The organism is Limnohabitans sp. Hippo3, assembly GCF_003063665.1.
Classification (GTDB): domain Bacteria; phylum Pseudomonadota; class Gammaproteobacteria; order Burkholderiales; family Burkholderiaceae_C; genus Limnohabitans_A.
This window is the reverse complement of record NZ_NESF01000008.1, coordinates 100,517-116,899: the sequence shown is the minus strand read 5'-3', so window position 1 is coordinate 116,899 and position 16,383 is coordinate 100,517. Positions and strand designations below refer to the sequence as shown.

Annotated in this window: 14 protein-coding genes; 9 read left to right on the top strand and 5 right to left on the bottom strand. The window is 62.2% G+C overall.

Annotated elements, in window-relative coordinates:
• Window positions 1-3 precede the first annotated feature (3 nt).
• Window positions 4-2,103: an aconitase family protein gene (locus B9Z34_RS10215; RefSeq protein WP_108428039.1), complete on the bottom strand. Its 2,100-nt coding sequence runs from the start codon at window positions 2,101-2,103 to the stop codon at window positions 4-6.
• A gap of 9 nt (window positions 2,104-2,112) precedes the next feature.
• Complete coding sequence (locus B9Z34_RS10210) at window positions 2,113-3,018, bottom strand: LysR family transcriptional regulator (protein ID WP_108428008.1); 906 nt, start codon at window positions 3,016-3,018, stop codon at window positions 2,113-2,115.
• A 99-nt stretch (window positions 3,019-3,117) separates the two neighbouring features.
• Between B9Z34_RS10210 and B9Z34_RS10205 the strand changes: the two genes are divergently transcribed.
• From B9Z34_RS10205 to hppD, 4 genes are all read left to right on the top strand, one after another.
• Window positions 3,118-4,062 carry a hydroxymethylglutaryl-CoA lyase gene (locus B9Z34_RS10205; RefSeq protein ID WP_108428007.1) on the top strand — a complete coding sequence of 315 codons (945 nt, stop codon included), beginning with the start codon at window positions 3,118-3,120 and terminating at the stop codon, window positions 4,060-4,062.
• Complete coding sequence (locus B9Z34_RS10200; RefSeq protein WP_108428006.1) at window positions 4,059-5,258, top strand: CaiB/BaiF CoA-transferase family protein; 1,200 nt, start codon at window positions 4,059-4,061, stop codon at window positions 5,256-5,258. The genes B9Z34_RS10205 and B9Z34_RS10200 overlap by 4 nt, the downstream gene beginning before the upstream one ends.
• Window positions 5,259-5,329: 71 nt before the next feature.
• Window positions 5,330-6,307 (top strand): tripartite tricarboxylate transporter substrate binding protein, encoded by a 978-nt coding sequence (locus B9Z34_RS10195; RefSeq protein ID WP_108428005.1) that lies wholly within the window; start codon window positions 5,330-5,332, stop codon window positions 6,305-6,307.
• Window positions 6,308-6,608: 301 nt separating this feature from the next.
• The gene (hppD, locus tag B9Z34_RS10190; protein WP_108428038.1) at window positions 6,609-7,691 is read left to right on the top strand and encodes a 4-hydroxyphenylpyruvate dioxygenase; all 1,083 of its coding nucleotides are present in this window, start codon (window positions 6,609-6,611) and stop codon (window positions 7,689-7,691) included.
• Between the two features lies 1 nt (window position 7,692).
• On the opposite strand, the gene B9Z34_RS10185 is transcribed toward hppD, so the two are convergent.
• On the bottom strand, window positions 7,693-8,574 hold the full coding sequence (locus B9Z34_RS10185) for a LysR family transcriptional regulator (RefSeq protein ID WP_158268715.1): 882 nt from the start codon (window positions 8,572-8,574) through the stop codon (window positions 7,693-7,695).
• A gap of 261 nt (window positions 8,575-8,835) precedes the next feature.
• Here B9Z34_RS10185 and B9Z34_RS10180 point away from each other — a divergent pair, with 261 nt between their 5' ends.
• Complete coding sequence (locus B9Z34_RS10180; RefSeq protein WP_108428003.1) at window positions 8,836-9,231, top strand: 4-oxalocrotonate tautomerase family protein; 396 nt, start codon at window positions 8,836-8,838, stop codon at window positions 9,229-9,231.
• Between the two features lie 41 nt (window positions 9,232-9,272).
• On the opposite strand, the gene recQ is transcribed toward B9Z34_RS10180, so the two are convergent.
• Entirely contained in the window at window positions 9,273-11,153 is a 1,881-nt protein-coding gene (recQ, locus tag B9Z34_RS10175; protein ID WP_108428002.1) for a DNA helicase RecQ, read from the bottom strand.
• Window positions 11,154-11,532: 379 nt separating this feature from the next.
• Between recQ and queC the strand changes: the two genes are divergently transcribed.
• Window positions 11,533-12,252, top strand: a complete 720-nt coding sequence (gene queC / locus B9Z34_RS10170; protein ID WP_108428001.1) for a 7-cyano-7-deazaguanine synthase QueC — start codon at window positions 11,533-11,535, stop codon at window positions 12,250-12,252.
• Between the two features lie 62 nt (window positions 12,253-12,314).
• Complete coding sequence (locus tag B9Z34_RS10165; protein ID WP_108428000.1) at window positions 12,315-13,361, top strand: homocysteine S-methyltransferase family protein; 1,047 nt, start codon at window positions 12,315-12,317, stop codon at window positions 13,359-13,361.
• Window positions 13,362-13,488: 127 nt separating this feature from the next.
• Here the strand turns inward: B9Z34_RS10165 and B9Z34_RS10160 are convergent, their stop codons facing one another.
• The gene (locus B9Z34_RS10160; protein ID WP_108427999.1) at window positions 13,489-14,235 is read right to left on the bottom strand and encodes a tyrosine-protein phosphatase; all 747 of its coding nucleotides are present in this window, start codon (window positions 14,233-14,235) and stop codon (window positions 13,489-13,491) included.
• A 116-nt stretch (window positions 14,236-14,351) separates the two neighbouring features.
• On the opposite strand from B9Z34_RS10160, the gene B9Z34_RS10155 reads away from it, so the two are divergent.
• The gene (locus tag B9Z34_RS10155; protein WP_108427998.1) at window positions 14,352-15,596 is read left to right on the top strand and encodes a PAS domain-containing sensor histidine kinase; all 1,245 of its coding nucleotides are present in this window, start codon (window positions 14,352-14,354) and stop codon (window positions 15,594-15,596) included.
• Window positions 15,593-16,246 carry a response regulator transcription factor gene (locus B9Z34_RS10150; protein WP_108427997.1) on the top strand — a complete coding sequence of 218 codons (654 nt, stop codon included), beginning with the start codon at window positions 15,593-15,595 and terminating at the stop codon, window positions 16,244-16,246. The genes B9Z34_RS10155 and B9Z34_RS10150 overlap by 4 nt, the downstream gene beginning before the upstream one ends.
• Window positions 16,247-16,383: the final 137 nt, after the last annotated feature.

Sequence of the window (16,383 nt, the reverse complement as noted above, 5' to 3'; positions counted from 1 at the left end):
CTGTCAGCGGTGTTCACCGGCCAGGGTGCGTCGCTGCAAATCCTCAAACGACAGCAACTCCCCCGCTAGCGCACTCGCCATCACCGTGGGTGGGCTGGCCAGCCAGACCTGGCCCGGGCCTGAGCGGCCCGGAAAATTGCGGTTGATGGCGCTCACTGTCACCTGCGCGGCGTCGGTCGATGAACCCGGCCCGCAATTGGCGCAGGCCCCGCACGAGGGCTGCAAGATCCGCACGCCCATGGCCGCAAACGTTTGGTCATAGCCCTGCGCCCTGCAGTAATCGCGCACGGCGGTGGTGCCATACTGCAAGAACACCTGCACGCCTTCGGGCACTTTCAGGCCCTGCTTCAGGCCCCAGGCCAGCACCGCGTGGTAGTGGTCGAAGTCTTCGCGTTTGCCTGCGGTGCACGAGCCGCCGTAGGCGATGTCGATTTTCATGCGCTCTTTCAGCGCCGACAGCGCCAGGCCCAGGCCCGGATCGCCCGGGCGGGCCACCATGGGCTGCAGACTGGGCAGGTCCACCGCGATGTGGTGCGCATAGCGGGCCTTGGCGTCGCTGTGCATCCAGTCCTCGATCAGGAAGTCCACGCCCCGGCGTTCTTTCAAGAAGCGCACGGTCTCTGCGTCCGGTGCCACGATGCCCGTGAGGCCCCCCAGCTCGGCGCACATGTTGGTGAGCGTGGCGCGCTCGTCGGTGCTCAGTTGGGCGATGCCCTCGCCTGCAAATTCAAACACCTTGCCCACGCCGTGCCCTTCGCGGATCCAGGGGGTGGCCAGCAGGTGCAGCATCAGGTCTTTGGCGGTCACGCCCGCGTGCAAGCGGCCTTGCAGTTCGACCCGCACGCATTCGGGCCAGCGCACACGCACCGCGCCGGTGACAAAGGCGTTGGCCATGTCGGTGGTGCCCACGCCAAAGGCCACACAACCCAGGGCGCCGCTGTGCGGGGTGTGCGAATCGGTGCCCACCACCACCTGGCCGGGCAAGGCGTAGTGCTCGGCCACCATGGCGTGCGAGATGCCGGCCACGTTGCTGCCGTCGTCTTGCAGCACCTCGGCATCGGTCAGGGTGCGGTGCATGCGCAGACCGTGGCGTGCCGCAAAGTCGCGCTGCGCCTGGCTCATGGCGTGCATGTTGGCGATCAGGCCGCCGCGCACATGCGCCGGGCTTTCTTCGACATACGAGGTGTGGTCTTCAAACACCACGATCTGCTCGGGGCGCTGCAGCGTGAAATCTTCGCCCAAAGCGCCCCGCAGCAAGGTGTCGGCCATGCCGGTGTAGTACTCGTGAATGAAGCGCCAGTCGGCCTGCACGAACAGGCCGTCACCCGCTTGCGGTTGCTCGGGTGTGTGGGGCGCAGCCAGGCGGTGGCGATTCAGAATTTTGTCGAACAGGGTTTGAGGGGCCGCATTCGCGAGTATGGGCTCGCTCCCACAAAGAGCGGCGTCTTCGGCATACCCAGTGTGTGTGGCGGTTTCTGTGTGGGTGGTCGCCTCTGCGGCCGAATGGGTGTTGTGGCCCAGGCGGGCATTCGCGAGCAGAGGCTCGCTCCCACTCAAAAAGCGTTGCCCCCATAGCAGCAGACCACCGGCCGACAAGATGGATGCCGCCAGCGGCTCGCGGCCTTGCAGCAGATCGGCCAGGGTGATGGCTTCGCCACGTTCGATGCGGTCCAGCAAACCGAAGTCGGTTGAGGTGAACAGGCCGATGTTGTCGGCGTTCTGGCGGTAGATGCGCTCAAAACTTTCGGCGATCACCAGCCACACACCCGCCAGTTTTTCGGCGGTGGGGCTGTGTTCGCGCGAGGAGCCCTTGCCGTAGCGCCGCCCGGCTACCAATACCTGGAACCCGGCTTGCCGCAGCGCCCGCCGCGCGATGGGGTTTTCGCCTTCGCAGCGCAGCCCGGTGTGGGCAAAGTCGCCCAAGGTGTCGTCGTAATGGCTCAGGATGTGCACGGGCGTGATCTCGTCGGTCGAGACATCGTCGCGCAGGGCCCCAGCCTGCTCGCGGCTCAGCGCTTCGCCATCCAGCTGGCGTCCGATCAGCGCCGGGCTCTGGCTCAGGTACAGCACGCGCAGCGGTGCCTTCAGTGCAAAGTTGTTCATGGTCATGTCTCAAGCGTCCGGATGTTCGGATGACAAATAGTTCAGCAGCAGCTGCGCGGCCGGGCTCAGTTGGTCTTCGCCCCGGTGGCACAAAATGAAGCGCCTGCGTGACCAGTTTTCCTGCAGCGGCAAAATGGCCAGCCCATAGGCCTCGGCATACAGCGTGGTCACCTCGCGGGGCACCAGCGCAATCGCCAAGCCCGCCCGCACCACGCGCAGCGCGGCTTCGAAGTTGGTCACGATCACGCGGTGCTGCAGCCGCTGGCCCAACAAGCTGGCTTCGCGTTGCAGCATCACTTCGACCGCCGAGTTGACCGGCATGATCACGTGCTCGAACTGCAGCGTGTCGGCATAACGCACCGTTTTCAGGGCGCATAGCGGGTGGCCCCGGGGCACGGCCACGCTCAGGTGGTCGTGCCGGTAGGTGCGGGTGTGCAGCAGGCCGGTTTCGGCCGCGTCCCAGCAAATGCCAATCGACGCCACACCTTCGCGGATGCCGCGCACCACGTCCGGGCTGATGCGTTCTTCCAGGTCAATCTGGATGTTTTGGTGTTCGGGTTTTTTCAGGAACTCGGCGATCTCGTCGGCCAGCGACTCGGCCATGACCGAGGCCGTGGCCAGCACGTTCACCCGGCCCTGGATGCCTGCTGCGTGGCTGGCCATGTCGCGCTCGATGCGGCTGGCGCTCAGCAGCATGCTGCGGGCATGTTCCAGCAAGGTCTCGCCCGCCGGGGTGGGCACCACACCGTGCTTGCGCCGGATCAGCAGGCTCGCGCCCACCGTGGCTTCGAGCTGGGCCAGCCGTTTGCTCACGGCCGAGGCGACCATGTTGGCCTTTTCGGCGGCGCGGCTCATGTTGCCCGTGTCGCAGACGGTCACAAACAGGCGCAGCGAGGTCAAGTCGAGGTCACGCATCAAGTTATTCCAGATGGGAACAAATAAGCTTCCAAAATTGAATTGTATGATCGATTGGAAACATTAAACTCGTAGCTTCACAAGACAAGGACACCCGGCATGAACGCATTTCAATGGCCCGAGCGCGTGACGATCCGCGAAGTCGGTTTGCGCGACGGTTTGCAAAGTATCGCCCGCACCTTGCCCACCGCGCAAAAACTGCAATGGATTCAAGACGCTTACGAGGCGGGCATCCGCGAGATTGAGGTCGGCTCTTTCGTGCCACCCAAACTGCTGCCGCAGCTGGCCGACACGGCCGAGCTGGTGGCCTTTGCCAAAACCCTGCCCGGGCTGGTGGTGTCGGTGCTGGTGCCCAACCTGAAAGGCGCTGAGCGCGCCATGGACAGCGGGGCCGACTGGATGCTGCTGCCGCTGTCGGCCAGCCATGCGCACAGCCTGGCCAATTTGCGCCGGGCGCCCGACGAGGTGCTGGCCGAGATCGTCGCGATGGTCGAAGCGCGCCGCGCACGCGGATCGAACATCCGCATCGAAGTGGGCATGAGCACCGCGCTGGGCTGCACGATCCAGGGCCGGGTGGAGGTCGATGAAGTGCTGCGCCTGCTCCAAGCGGTTGTGGCGCTGGGCGTGGACCGCGTGGGCATTGCCGACACCGTGGGCTATGCCGACCCGCGCCAGGTGGGCGAGTTGTTTGCCAAGGCCCGCGAGGTGGCGGGTGACAAACTCGCTTGCGGGCATTTCCACGACACACGCGGTCTGGGCATGGCCAATGTGATGGCCGCGCTGCAAGCGGGCGAGACCCGTTTTGACGCGTGCCTGGCCGGCATCGGCGGCTGCCCGCATGCCCCGGGGGCCAGCGGCAACGTGGCCACCGAAGACCTGGCGTATCTGTTTGCCAGCATGGGCATCGACACCGGCATCGATTTCGGTAAGCTCATGGCTTTGCGCGCCCAGGTGGCGCAATGGCTCGCAGGCGAATGTCTGCACGGTTCGATCGCGCAGGCGGGTTTGCCCAAGACCCTGCGCACCCCAGAAGTGATGGCATGAACAATTCCGACAAGAAACTCCCGCTCGAAGGCCTGCGCGTCGTCGAGTTCACCCACATGGTCATGGGCCCGACCTGCGGCATGGTGCTGGCCGACATGGGGGCCGAGGTCATCAAGGTCGAACCCATCGAGGGCGACCGCACACGGCACTTGCTGGGCTCGGGCGCGGGCTTTTTCCCGATGTTCAACCGCAACAAGAAGAGCATCCAGATCAACCTGCAAAGCCCCGAAGGGGCCGAGATGGCGCGCCGCCTGTGCGCCACGGCCGATGTGGTGGCCGAGAACTTCAAGCCCGGCTCCATGGCCAAGTACGGCCTGGACTACGCCAGCCTGTCGGCCAGCAACCCCAGGCTGATTTACGCGAGCCTCAAGGGCTTTTTGCCCGGGCCCTACGACCACCGCACGGCGCTCGACGAGGTGGTGCAGATGATGGGTGGCCTGGCCTACATGACGGGCCGCCCGGGTGACCCGCTGCGCGCAGGCACCAGCGTGAACGACATCATGGGCGGCATGTTTGGCGCCATCGGTATTCTGGGCGCGCTCATTCAGCGCGGCATCACCGGCCGTGGGCAGGAGATCCAGTCGGCTCTGTTTGAAAACAATGTGTTTCTGGTGGGCCAGCACATGCTGCAGTACGCCATCACCGGCCAGGCGGCCGAGCCCATGCCCAACCGCATTTCGGCCTGGGCGGTGTACGACGTGTTCACCGTGAAAAACGGCGAACAAATCTTTTTGGCCGCCGTGAGCGATCCGCAATGGGCCACCTTTTGCGACGTGCTCGGTTTTGCCGACTTGAAGGCCGACCCGCGCTATGTGGACAACAACGCCCGCGTGTCCTTGCGCGCCAAGTTGCTGCCCGAACTGCGCCGCCGTCTGGAGGCTTTCACAGCCGCCGAGTTGACCGTGATTTTTGAAAAAGCCGGTTTGCCCTTTGCGCCCATCGTCAAGCCCGAAGAGCTGTTTGATGATCCGCACCTGAATGCCACCGGGGGCCTGGCCGATGTGCGCCTGACCGATGGCCCCAAGGCCGGTCAGACGGCCCGCGCCGCGCTGTTCCCGTTCACCATGAACGGGCAACGCCTGGGTGTGCGGCGTCAGCCACCCCAACAAGGTGAAAACACCGATGAACTGTTGCAAGGCCTGGGCTTGGGCGCTTCAGACATTGAGCGTTTGCGTGCACTCAAGGCCGTCGCCTGAGGGCGTGTGGGTCCAACTTTTGAACATGCTGTAAATTCCTTTCCATCCAACAACACAGAGAGAGACAAACCATGAAAAACACCATCTCACGCCGCACCACTTTGGCTGCATTGGCTGCTTCCGCCGTGGCTTTGCCCGGCCTGTCCTTGGCGCAAGCTGACCGTCCCGTCAAGTTCATCCTGCCCAACGCCACTGGCTCAGGCGTGGACGCGATCACGCGTGCCGCAGCACCCGCCTTGGGCAAGGCACTCGGTACCAACGTGGTGGTTGAAAACCAGGCAGGTGCCAGCGGCGTGATCGGTTTGCAGGCCCTGGCCAAGAACCCGCCCGACGGCTACACCTTGTCGGTGGTGTCCAACAACGTGGTGATCTTCCCCAGCGTCATCAAGAACCTGCCCTTTGAGATGCCCGGTGACTTCACGCCGATTGCAGTCGTCGGTGCCACACCGTTGGTGTTGGTGGCCAACCCACAGCGAGTGCCTGCCAACAACGGGCGTGAGTTCATTGCCGCCCTGAAGGCCAAGCCTGATGGTTTCAATTTCGGGTCTGGCGGCACGGGCACGATCTTGCATTTGGCCGCAGAGATGTTTGTGGATGAGGCCGGCATCAAAGCGCGTCACATCCCTTACAAAGGCGTTGGCCCTATGGTCACCGACTTGCTGGGTGGTCAGATTGACTTTGCCGTTGTGGCCTTGCCCAGCGTGCAGCAGCACATCAAGAGTGGTGCACTCAAGGCGGTAGGCATGTGCGGCGAAAAGCGCAATGCCGCAGCGCCCGACATCCCGACTTTCGTGGAGCAAGGTTTGCCACGTTACGTGATCGATGCATGGTTTGGTGTTCTGGGACCCAAGGGCATGAGTGCTGCGGCCGTCAAGAAAGTCCATGACGCACTGGTCGCGGCCTTCAACGACCCGGCCGTGAAGGACACCATGACCAAACAGGGCAACACCATTGCGATCAGCTCTGTGGAGCAAGCGCAAAAAGCCTTCCGCAGTGAAATGGAGCGCTTTGCTGCGCTGGTCAAGAAAGTCGGCATCGAGCCGCAATAAGGCCGGTGGGTTCGTCGCTTGACATTTGACGGTCAGGCGACGACCATCACCCTCATGTCCATCCAGGTTTTGATTTTCGGCATTCACCTCGCGCGCAGCACGCGGGGCAAGCCTTGCGCGCCGCCGCAGGATTTGTGAACGTTCTTTGTAGGGCGGCGGCTTCAGCCCCGACATGTTGGCGCATGCCCATGCCATGTCGGACCTGAAGGTCCGACCTACAGACCCCCTTTTTCGTTTGACCGATTTCAATTCGGGCCGTGCTCTTTCAGCAGCGCGGCCCGGTTCATTGCTGGAGATTTTCATGACCGATTTGTTTGACAACCCTATGGGCCTGTGTGGCTTTGAGTTCGTCGAGTTCGCATCCCCTGTGCCCAACACCCTGGAGCCCCTGTTTGAAAAAATGGGCTTCACGTTGGTGGCGAAGCACCGTTCCAAAGACGTGGTGCTCTACCGCCAGGGCGACATCAATTTCATCGTCAACCGCGAACCCAAAAGCCTGGCCGGTTACTTTGCCGCCGAGCACGGCCCGTGCGCCTGTGCGCTGGCTTTTCGGGTGAAGGATTCGCACAAGGCCTACGAGCGTGCATTGGAGATGGGCGCGCAACCGGTCGAGATTCCCACTGGTCCGATGGAACTGCGACTGCCCGCCATCAAGGGCATTGGCGGTGCGCCTTTGTATTTGATCGACCGCTTCGAAGACGGCAAGAGCATCTACGACATCGACTTTGAATTCATCGAGGGGGTGGACCGCCACCCACCCGGCCATGGCTTCAAAATCATCGACCACCTGACGCACAACGTCTACAAGGGCCGCATGGCTTTTTGGGGCAACTTCTACGAAAAGATTTTCAACTTCCGCGAGATCCGTTACTTCGACATCAAAGGCGAATACACGGGCCTGACCAGCCGCGCCATGACCGCGCCCGATGGCATGATTCGCATCCCGCTCAACGAAGAGTCGGGCAAAACGGGCGGTCAGATCGAAGAGTTCCTGATGCAGTTCAACGGTGAAGGCATCCAGCACATCGCGCTGCTGACCGACGACATTTTGAAGAGCGTGGACGCCTTGCAGATGGCGGGTATTCCACTCATGACCGCGCCCAACGACATCTATTACGAGATGCTACAAGAACGCCTGCCGGGCCACGGCGAACCCGTGCCCGAGTTGCAGGCACGCGGCATTTTGATGGACGGCTCCACCGCCAATGGCGAGAAGCGGTTGCTGTTGCAGATCTTCAGCCAGACGCTGCTGGGCCCCGTGTTCTTCGAGTTCATCCAGCGCAAGGCCGACGAGGGCTTTGGCGAGGGCAACTTCAAGGCTTTGTTCGAGTCACTGGAGCGTGATCAGATCCGGCGTGGTGCGATTGCGGTGGACGCGGCTTGACTCAAGACCCCTGCAGTACTGCTGCCCAGTGGTCCACGCAAGCTCGAATTTTGGGCAGGCGGTGCCGCTCAGGCAGCATCACAGCGTAAATGGCAATAGCGTCTTGCTCGAAGCATCCTTGCAACACTGGCGCCAGCTGACCACTGGCGACTAAAGGACGAGCGGCTACATCCAATAAACGTGAAATGCCCACACCGTGTTGCACCATACTCAGCAACAAACCAGTGTGGTCCACGCGACTGTCACCTTGGACATGCAAGGATTGGGGGGTGTCCAGTCGCTGCCAGCGGTTCATGGCGGGCACATGGCTGAGACCAATCAGGTGGTGGTTGACCAAATCATCGGGCTGCTGTGGCGAGCCATGCTGAGCCAAGTAGCTGGGCGCGGCATACAGCGAGCGACTGGCCAACCCGATCTTTCGGGCCACCAAGCCATCGTTGCCGACCTGTCCTGAGCGAATGGCGATGTCAATGCCGTCGCGCGCCATGTCCACCATACGGTCATCGGCCCGAATGTCGAGGTGCAGGCCTGGATGTTGTGCATAGAGCGCGGGCAAATGGGGGATGACCACACACTGCGCCATCAAAGCGCTGACGCCCACACGCACCCAACCGTGAACCCCTTGGCGGTGGCGGCCCAGTTCACTGTCCAGCGTATCGGCACTGTCGAGCATGCCGCGTGCTTGCGCTAGGCAAATATCACCTTCGTCGGTCAGACTCAAGCCGTGTGTGCTGCGGTGCAAAAGTCGCACTTGCAAGGCCGACTCCAGGCGTGCCATGGCGCGGGTGATCTGGCTGACGGGTGCATGGCGTTCGCGTGCTACGGCTGACAAGGTGCCCAACTCGGTCACCCGCACAAAAATCCGTAAATCGTCCAATTCCATGAGGTTGTTTTGCAAAAAGTGAAATACGAATTTGCAATTTAGCCTGTTTTCAATAGGCTTGTAAACCAATAAAGTGCAAAGCATCGTCATTTCACACAGGGGCTGGCATGAACACTTCTCTTACCCATGCAGAAAGGGCAAGGCTTCATGGCCTGGCGCGCGCACAAGCCCGTCGCTTGCATCGCCAAGCCATGGATGCCTGGCTGGAGGCCTTGTGGTCGCGCATGCTGTTTTTCTTCTCACTTTTCCAAAGGAAATCCTATGCCCATCATCCAGATTCAGATCAGCGCGCAGCGATCAGCAACACTGACACAAAGCATCGCCAGGGGCGTGTCTGATTTGACCGTCAGCTTGTTGCATAAAAAAGCCGAGCTGATTTCAACAGTGCTCACCTGTGTGGACCCGCAAGACTGGGTTGTTGGCGGTCAAACACTGGCTGCGCAAGGCCTGCACAGCTTTTACCTGGGCATCAAGATCACCGACGAGACGAACACCAAAGCAGAAAAGGCGCAGTACATTGCAGCGGTTTTTGATTTATTCAAATCGCTGCTGGGACCATTGCATTCAGAAAGTTATGTGCATGTGGAGGATGTCCGTGCCACGGCGTATGGCTACGGTGGGCGCACGCAGGAGTGGCGCTACCACGCGGCAGCGTGACAGCATCAGCATCGCCGCGAGGGCGCGGCTCCTACGGGGCGTCAGGTGCCGTTGCACACCTTGAGCACCTGCTCGCCATAGGCTTCGAGCTTTTTGACGCCCAGGCCACTGATGCCCTGCAGGTCGGCCAGGCTGTGCGGGGCTGCTTCGGCAATCGCGGCCAGCGTGGCGTCATGAAAGATGACGTAGGCGGGCAGGTTGTGCTCCTTGGCCACCTCGGCCCGCCAGGCCTTGAGGTTGATGTAGCGCACCATCGCGTCTTGCCCCAGGTTGGCGGCTGCGGGTGCCGGGCCGCTGCGGGTGCGGCTTTTTTTGTCGCTGCGCTGGCTGGTGCTCTCGCGCAGCTGCACGGGCACCTCGCCTTTGAGCACGGCGCGTGACGCTTCGGTCAGGTGCAGGGTGCTGAAACCGTCTTCGGTGTGCACATGCAAAGCGCCTATCGCGATCAGCTGGCGCATCACGGCGCGCAACTGCTGCTCGCTGTATTCAGCGCCCAGGCCAAAGGTGCTGATGCCTTCGTGGCCACGCTGCACCACCTTCTCGGTTTTTTTGCCCCGCACGATGTCCATGGTGTGGCTGGCCCCAAAGCTGTGGCCACTGCTTTGCTGCGTGCGGTACACGGTGGACAGCAGCTTGCGTGCGGCATCGGTGCCGTCCCAGACTTCAGGTGGGTTCAGGCAGTTGTCGCAGTTACCACAAAAGGGCATGTAAACGCCTTGCGCGCTGTCCTTCTGGCTGGCGTAGCTCTCGCCAAAGTAGCTCAAAAGCCGCACGCGGCGGCAATCGGTCGCTTCGGCCAAGGCCAGCAGCGCGTCGAGCTTGCCGCGCATGACCTGCTTGAACTCTTCGCCCGCCGGGCTTTCGTCGATCATGCGGCGCTGGTTGACCACGTCCTGAAGACCGTAGGCCATCCACGCGTCAGACGCCAGGCCGTCGCGTCCGGCGCGGCCTGTCTCCTGGTAGTAGCCTTCGATGTTCTTGGGCATGTCCAGGTGCGCCACAAAGCGCACATCGGGCTTGTCGATGCCCATGCCAAACGCCACGGTGGCGACCATCACCACGCCCTCTTCGCGCAGAAATTCGTTCTGGTGGCGCTGGCGCACGGCCGCGTCCAGCCCCGCGTGGTAGGGCAGGGCACGGATGCCCGCTTCGCACAGCATGGCCGCGACCTCTTCGACCCGCTTGCGCGACTGGCAATAGACCACGCCCGCTTCTTCAGGGTGCTCGCGCTCGATGAAGCGCAGCAGCTGGGTGCTGGCGTCTTTTTTCTCGACGATGGTGTAGCGGATGTTGGGCCGGTCAAAGCTGCTGATGAACAACTTGGCGCTTTCCAGCTGCAGCCGCTCGACGATGTCGGCACGGGTGAGCGCATCGGCCGTGGCGGTGAGCGCTACACGCGGCACACTGGGGTAGCGCTCGTGCAAGACTGTGAGGCCCCGGTATTCAGGCCGGAAGTCATGGCCCCACTGGCTCACGCAATGTGCTTCGTCAATGGCGAATAGGCTCAGCAGTCCACGTTCGAGTAGTGAATCCATCTGCGCCAGAAAGCGGCCATTGGTCACGCGCTCGGGCGCGGCATACAGCAGCGTGATTTCGCCACGCAGCAAGCGCCGCTCGATGTCGCTGGCCTCTTCGCTCGTCAGGGTGGAGTTGAGGAAGGCGGCATTCACCCCCGCTTCGTGCAGGGCACCCACCTGGTCGTGCATCAGTGCAATCAGCGGCGACACCACCACCGTGATGCCGTGGCCCGCACGCTGGCGCGCAATGGCCGGAATTTGGTAACACAGCGATTTGCCCCCGCCCGTGGGCATGAGCACCAGCGCATCACCCCCGGCGGCCACATGGTCGATGATGGCTTGCTGCGGGCCGCGAAAGGCGTCGTAGCCAAATACTTCGCGCAGGATGGGGAGGTGGGGGGACACGTGGGATTGGACAGCTTTTTGAAGGCTTGATTGTCCCCTATCGTGAAGCGGTATTTTCGGGGATGAGCGGAGACCCTGTCATGCCCGCGAACGCGGGTATCCATGGCCAACGAAGCCCTGGACCCCCGATCAAGTCGGGGGTGACAAATTCAAATCTTTCCGGGGTGATACTTAATTCGTCACACCGTGCTCGCCCCCTCCCACCCACACAAGACCATGGGCTGCGCGTTCTTTTCATCTCGCTAACGTCATCCATCCCATGCTGTCAGAGTCTGGGCGCGGCGGGCGACGATTTTGGCGTACCCCCGCCTCATGAGGAGTCCGCTGCGCCCAGACTTTGACAGCTCCCTCCTAGTACATAGCGTTACCATCCCAGCCCATGCACACCTCCGCCCTCGTCCTGTTTTCTGGTGGTCAGGACTCCACCACCTGCCTGGTCCATGCGCTGTCCAAATACGAACGCGTTGAAACCCTCGCCTTTGACTACGGCCAGCGCCACAAAGTCGAGCTGGAAGCCCGCCTGAACGTGCTGGCCGCCATCAAGGCGAAATTTCCGCAATGGGCCCCCAAGATGGGCGAAGACCACTTGCTGGACGCAGGCATCCTGGGCCAGATCAGCGAAACATCGCTGACCCGCGACACCGCCATCGAGATGGAAAGCTCGGGCCTGCCCAACACCTTTGTGCCCGGGCGCAACCTGCTGTTCCTCACGCTCGCCGCCGCCTTAGCCTACCGCCGGGGCTTGCAGGTCATCGTCACGGGCGTGTGCGAGACCGATTTCTCGGGCTACCCCGACTGCCGCGACGACACCATGAAGGCCATGCAGGTGGCCCTGTCGTTGGGCATGGACCGCAAGCTGCTGATCGAAACCCCGCTCATGTGGATCGACAAGGCCCAGACCTGGCAGCTGGCGCACGAGCTGGGCCAAAAAGCTGTGCCCCAAGGCGGCGGTCAGGCCTTGGTGGACTTGATCGTGGAGCACAGCCACACCTGCTACCTGGGCGAGCGCACGCAGCGCCACGACTGGGGCTATGGCTGTGGGCAGTGCCCTGCGTGTCAGCTCAGGGCTTCGGGTTTTGCGCGTTACCAAAAAGCTTGACCATCGCTTGAAGCTTCCGACCTACAAAAATACGTGTGTGCGTTCTTTTTACAATACACCACATGAAACCCCTCACCTACACCCGCGCCCAGGCGCTGCCCGAGATCCTGAAAACCCGCATCGCCATCCTGGATGGCGCCATGGGCACCATGATCCAGCGCTTCAAGCTGACCGAGGCCGATTACCGGGGTGAGCGTTTCAAGGACTTCCCCAAAGACGTCAAGGGCAACAACGAGCTGCTGAGTCTGACCCGTCCCGACGTGATCCGCGACATTCACGAAGGGTATCTGGCTGCGGGCGCTGACCTGATCGAGACCAATACATTTGGCGCGACAACAATAGCCCAGGCCGACTACGACATGCAGCACCTGGCCCGCGAGATGAACCTGCAATCGGCCAAACTGGCCCGCGCCGCCTGCGACAAGTTTTCCACGCCCGATAAGCCGCGTTTTGTGGTTGGTGCCTTGGGCCCCACGCCCAAGACCGCCAGCATCAGCCCCGACGTGAACGACGCGGGTGCCCGTAACGTGACCTTTGAAGAGCTGCGTGCGGCGTATTACGAGCAGGTCGAGGCCTTGGTCGAAGGCGGCTCCGATGTGCTCTTGGTCGAGACGATTTTTGACACCCTCAATGCCAAGGCGGCGCTGTTTGCGATTGAAGAGTTTTTTGAAGCCAGTGGCGAACGCCTGCCCCTCATCATCAGCGGCACCGTGACCGACGCGTCGGGCCGCATTTTGAGTGGCCAGACCGTGACCGCGTTCTGGCATAGCGTGCGCCACGCGCACCCGTTGGCCATTGGCCTCAACTGCGCGCTGGGGGCCACGCTGATGCGCCCCTACATCCAAGAACTCAACAAGGTCGCGGGTGACACCTTCATCAGCTGCTACCCCAACGCTGGCCTGCCCAACCCCATGAGCGACACCGGCTTTGACGAAACGCCTGAAGTGACGAGCCGCCTGCTGCACGAGTTTGCCGCCGAAGGCCTGGTCAACATCGTGGGCGGCTGCTGCGGCACCACGCCCGACCACATCGGCGCGATCGGCAAGGCCGTGGCACCTCTGGCTCCGCGCAATGTGCATGGCGGGTTCTTTTATAAAGAGGCGGCTTAAGTTCACCGCGCCCGGCGGTCAGTTTTTCCCTGTGGGAGGCCGCCCTTGCGGCCGAATGATTTCAGTGGCTTTGCGGCCATTCGCGAGCGGGGGCTCGCTCCCACAAAAATCCGCCCCCAAAAGCAGCTTAATCTTCCAGCAGCATGCGCTGCAACTCGGCCAGCTCTTGCGGGGTCAGGCCAATGGCGCCATGTAAATAGTCGGTCATGCCGCCGTGCTGCGCATCCACCGCCTCAAACGCCGCATGCAAAAACTCAGGCTGCACTTGCCACAGCACCTTCATCACATGCGGGTGGCCTTGGCCTTCCAGGCGGGCATCGCGTTTGTAGAGCTGGTTGGTCAGCAAATAATCATGTTCGATGGTCGCCCTGTCCACCCCCAGCGCTGACAAAACCAGCGCCGCCGCAAAACCCGTGCGGTCTTTGCCCGCTGTGCAGTGAAACACCTGCGGTGTGGGCTGTTCCAGCAAATGTTTCATGAAGCGTCCATACGTGTCCGCGTTGCGGTTCACGAAATCGCGGTAGGTCTCGCGCATCAATTCCACCGTTTCTTCGGCCGTGGGCACCACGCCCTGCGCTACCAAAGCCTGCATGCGGGCGATCACGGTGGGCTCGATGGTGAGCGCCACACGCTGCACGCCGGGAATGTCGTAGGGCGTGGCAGCGCATTCGGCCGCTCCGCGAAAGTCGAGGCTGTGTCCAATGCCCAGCGAAGCCAGACGCGCCAGGTCTTCGGATGTCAATCCCGCCAGATGGTCGGATCGAAAAATCTGGCCGCGCCGCACGCGGCGGCCGTCGGCGCTGCGGTAGCCACCAATATCGCGAAAGTTCGAAGCGCCTTGCAGCAGCGCAGTGGGTACCGGGGTCATGGCCATCCAATCAGCAGTCAAAACATGGTTCTAAAAAAACGTCATTGTCGCGTGCAGCGCCGTTTAGGGCAGTTGCCTCAGGCGACAAAGCTCATGGCGCATAAGGTGAAGCATCCGTACGCATGGCACAAGGCTTGCATAGCAAGGTCATGAACCTGGCACGTCATCCTTTACAACCAACGATCAACGGCGTTTTGGGCGTCACCGAAGCCTGGCGCGACCCCTTGGGCCTGATGCTGGCTTCTACGGGCGAAGGGGTTTTTGGTGTGGACCTGGACGGCCTGTGCGTCTTCATCAACCCGGCCGGGGCTCGCATGATCGGCCTGGAGCCCGAGCAGGTGCTGGGCCAGAACATGCATGTGCTCACCCACCATTCACATGGCGATGGGGCCCATTACCCGATGGATGACTGCCCGATCTACAACGCGTTTCGTCAGGGCCAGCCCTGTCGCATTGACAGCGAGGTGTTCTGGCGTGCGGACGGCAGAAGCTTCCCGGTGGAGTACTCGAGCTATCCGGTGTTTGACCAAGGCCAGGTGCGTGGCGCGGTGGTGACTTTTGTGGACATCACCGAACGCAAGCAGGCCGAGCACGCCTTGCACCAGGCCAAGAACCAGCTGGAGCAACGTGTGGCTGAGCGCACCCAGGCGCTGGAAACCGCCCTGCAGCAACTGCGCGAGCTCGCCGCCTGGTCCGAGGCGGTGCGCGAAGAAGAGCGCACCCGCATCGCCCGCGAGGTACACGATGAGCTGGGCAGCTTGCTGGTGGCGCTCAAGATGGATGTGGGTTGGCTGGACAAGCGCTTGTCCGAGCAGGCGCAACGAGCGGCCGAAGAGGCGCAAAGCATGCGCGAAAAGATGCGTGGCAAGTGTCAGAACATGAGCCGTTTGATCGAGAACGCGGTGGTCAATGTGGGCCGCATCATCACCGACCTGCGTCCCAGCATCCTGGACCACCAGGGCTTGTGGGACGCTCTGGCGTGGCAGGCGCAGGAGTTTGTGCAGTCGGCCGAGCAAGAACTCAAATGGTGCATGGACGTGAACGTGCAACGCGTTTTGCCCGAACCCCTGGCCATGGCGGTGTTCCGAATTTTTCAGGAGATGCTCAGCAACGTGGGGCGTCACGCCCGCGCCCGCACGCTGGATGTGGACATTGTGGAGCGCGAGGGCTGGTTGCACCTGTCGGTGGAAGACGACGGTTGCGGGGCCGAGGCGCGGGTCTTCGAGTCGGCGCAGGCCTACGGCATCATGGGCATGCGTGAGCGGGCACGGCATTTTGGGGGCGTGATCGACATCGACAGCCAACCCCGCCGGGGCACCCGCATGCGCCTGTCCTTGCCCATGCCCCACCACCCGGAGACACCATGAAAAACCCCGTGCGCGTGCTGCTGGGCGACGACCACAAGATCGTGCGCGAAGGCTTGAAGATGGTGTTGGCCGACGACCCGGGCCTGCAGGTGGTGGCCGAGGCCGACACCGGACCTGGGGTGCTGGACGCAGTACAGGCTCTGCAAGGTCCGCAAGGGCTGGACGTGATCCTGCTCGACATCGCCATGCCCGGCATGGATGGACTGGATGTACTGCAAATCTTGCGGCGCGACTGGCCGGGGTTGCCCGTGCTCATGCTCAGCACCTACCCGGAAAAACAATACGCGGTGCGCTGCATCCAACTGGGGGCATCGGGTTATCTGAACAAAAGCACCGACACCGACGCCTTGATGGCCGCACTGCGCCGCGTGGCCGCAGGCGGCATGCATGTCTCGCCCACCACAGCTGAGGCGCTGGCCAGCCTGGTGAGCCAGGGTCGCACCAAAAGCGGGATCGAACAGCTCTCGCACCGCGAGCACCAGGTCTATCTTTTGTTGACGCAAGGTCACAGCGTGAGCGAAATTGGTGCGCAGTTGAGCCTCGCACCCAACACGGTGAGCACTTACCGTGCACGCATCCTGGAAAAGACCGGCACCAAGAACGATGTGGAGCTGGCTTTGTACGCGAAAAGCCTCGGAGCAGCGTATTGAGCGGGCCTGTCGGTGCCAGAGCTGTTGTCAGCGTCTTTCTGTAAGTCGGAGCTTCAGCTCCGACGTGGTTGAGGTGCCACATGGTTCATGTCGGGGCTGAAGCCGCCGACCTACCGGTCAACAGTTGCACCGAAACT

Excerpts from the sequence above, each read along its gene's own strand:
- B9Z34_RS10215 (WP_108428039.1), bottom strand. The coding sequence starts at position 2,103 with ATGAACAACTTTGCACTGAAGGCACCGCTGCGCGTGCTGTACCTGAGC.
- B9Z34_RS10210 (WP_108428008.1), bottom strand. The coding sequence starts at position 3,018 with ATGCGTGACCTCGACTTGACCTCGCTGCGCCTGTTTGTGACCGTCTGC.
- B9Z34_RS10205 (WP_108428007.1), top strand. The coding sequence starts at position 3,118 with ATGAACGCATTTCAATGGCCCGAGCGCGTGACGATCCGCGAAGTCGGT.
- B9Z34_RS10200 (WP_108428006.1), top strand. The coding sequence starts at position 4,059 with ATGAACAATTCCGACAAGAAACTCCCGCTCGAAGGCCTGCGCGTCGTC.
- B9Z34_RS10195 (WP_108428005.1), top strand. The coding sequence starts at position 5,330 with ATGAAAAACACCATCTCACGCCGCACCACTTTGGCTGCATTGGCTGCT.
- hppD (WP_108428038.1), top strand. The coding sequence starts at position 6,609 with ATGACCGATTTGTTTGACAACCCTATGGGCCTGTGTGGCTTTGAGTTC.
- B9Z34_RS10185 (WP_158268715.1), bottom strand. The coding sequence starts at position 8,574 with ATGGAATTGGACGATTTACGGATTTTTGTGCGGGTGACCGAGTTGGGC.
- B9Z34_RS10180 (WP_108428003.1), top strand. The coding sequence starts at position 8,836 with ATGCCCATCATCCAGATTCAGATCAGCGCGCAGCGATCAGCAACACTG.
- queC (WP_108428001.1), top strand. The coding sequence starts at position 11,533 with ATGCACACCTCCGCCCTCGTCCTGTTTTCTGGTGGTCAGGACTCCACC.
- B9Z34_RS10165 (WP_108428000.1), top strand. The coding sequence starts at position 12,315 with ATGAAACCCCTCACCTACACCCGCGCCCAGGCGCTGCCCGAGATCCTG.
- B9Z34_RS10160 (WP_108427999.1), bottom strand. The coding sequence starts at position 14,235 with ATGGCCATGACCCCGGTACCCACTGCGCTGCTGCAAGGCGCTTCGAAC.
- B9Z34_RS10155 (WP_108427998.1), top strand. The coding sequence starts at position 14,352 with ATGGCACAAGGCTTGCATAGCAAGGTCATGAACCTGGCACGTCATCCT.
- B9Z34_RS10150 (WP_108427997.1), top strand. The coding sequence starts at position 15,593 with ATGAAAAACCCCGTGCGCGTGCTGCTGGGCGACGACCACAAGATCGTG.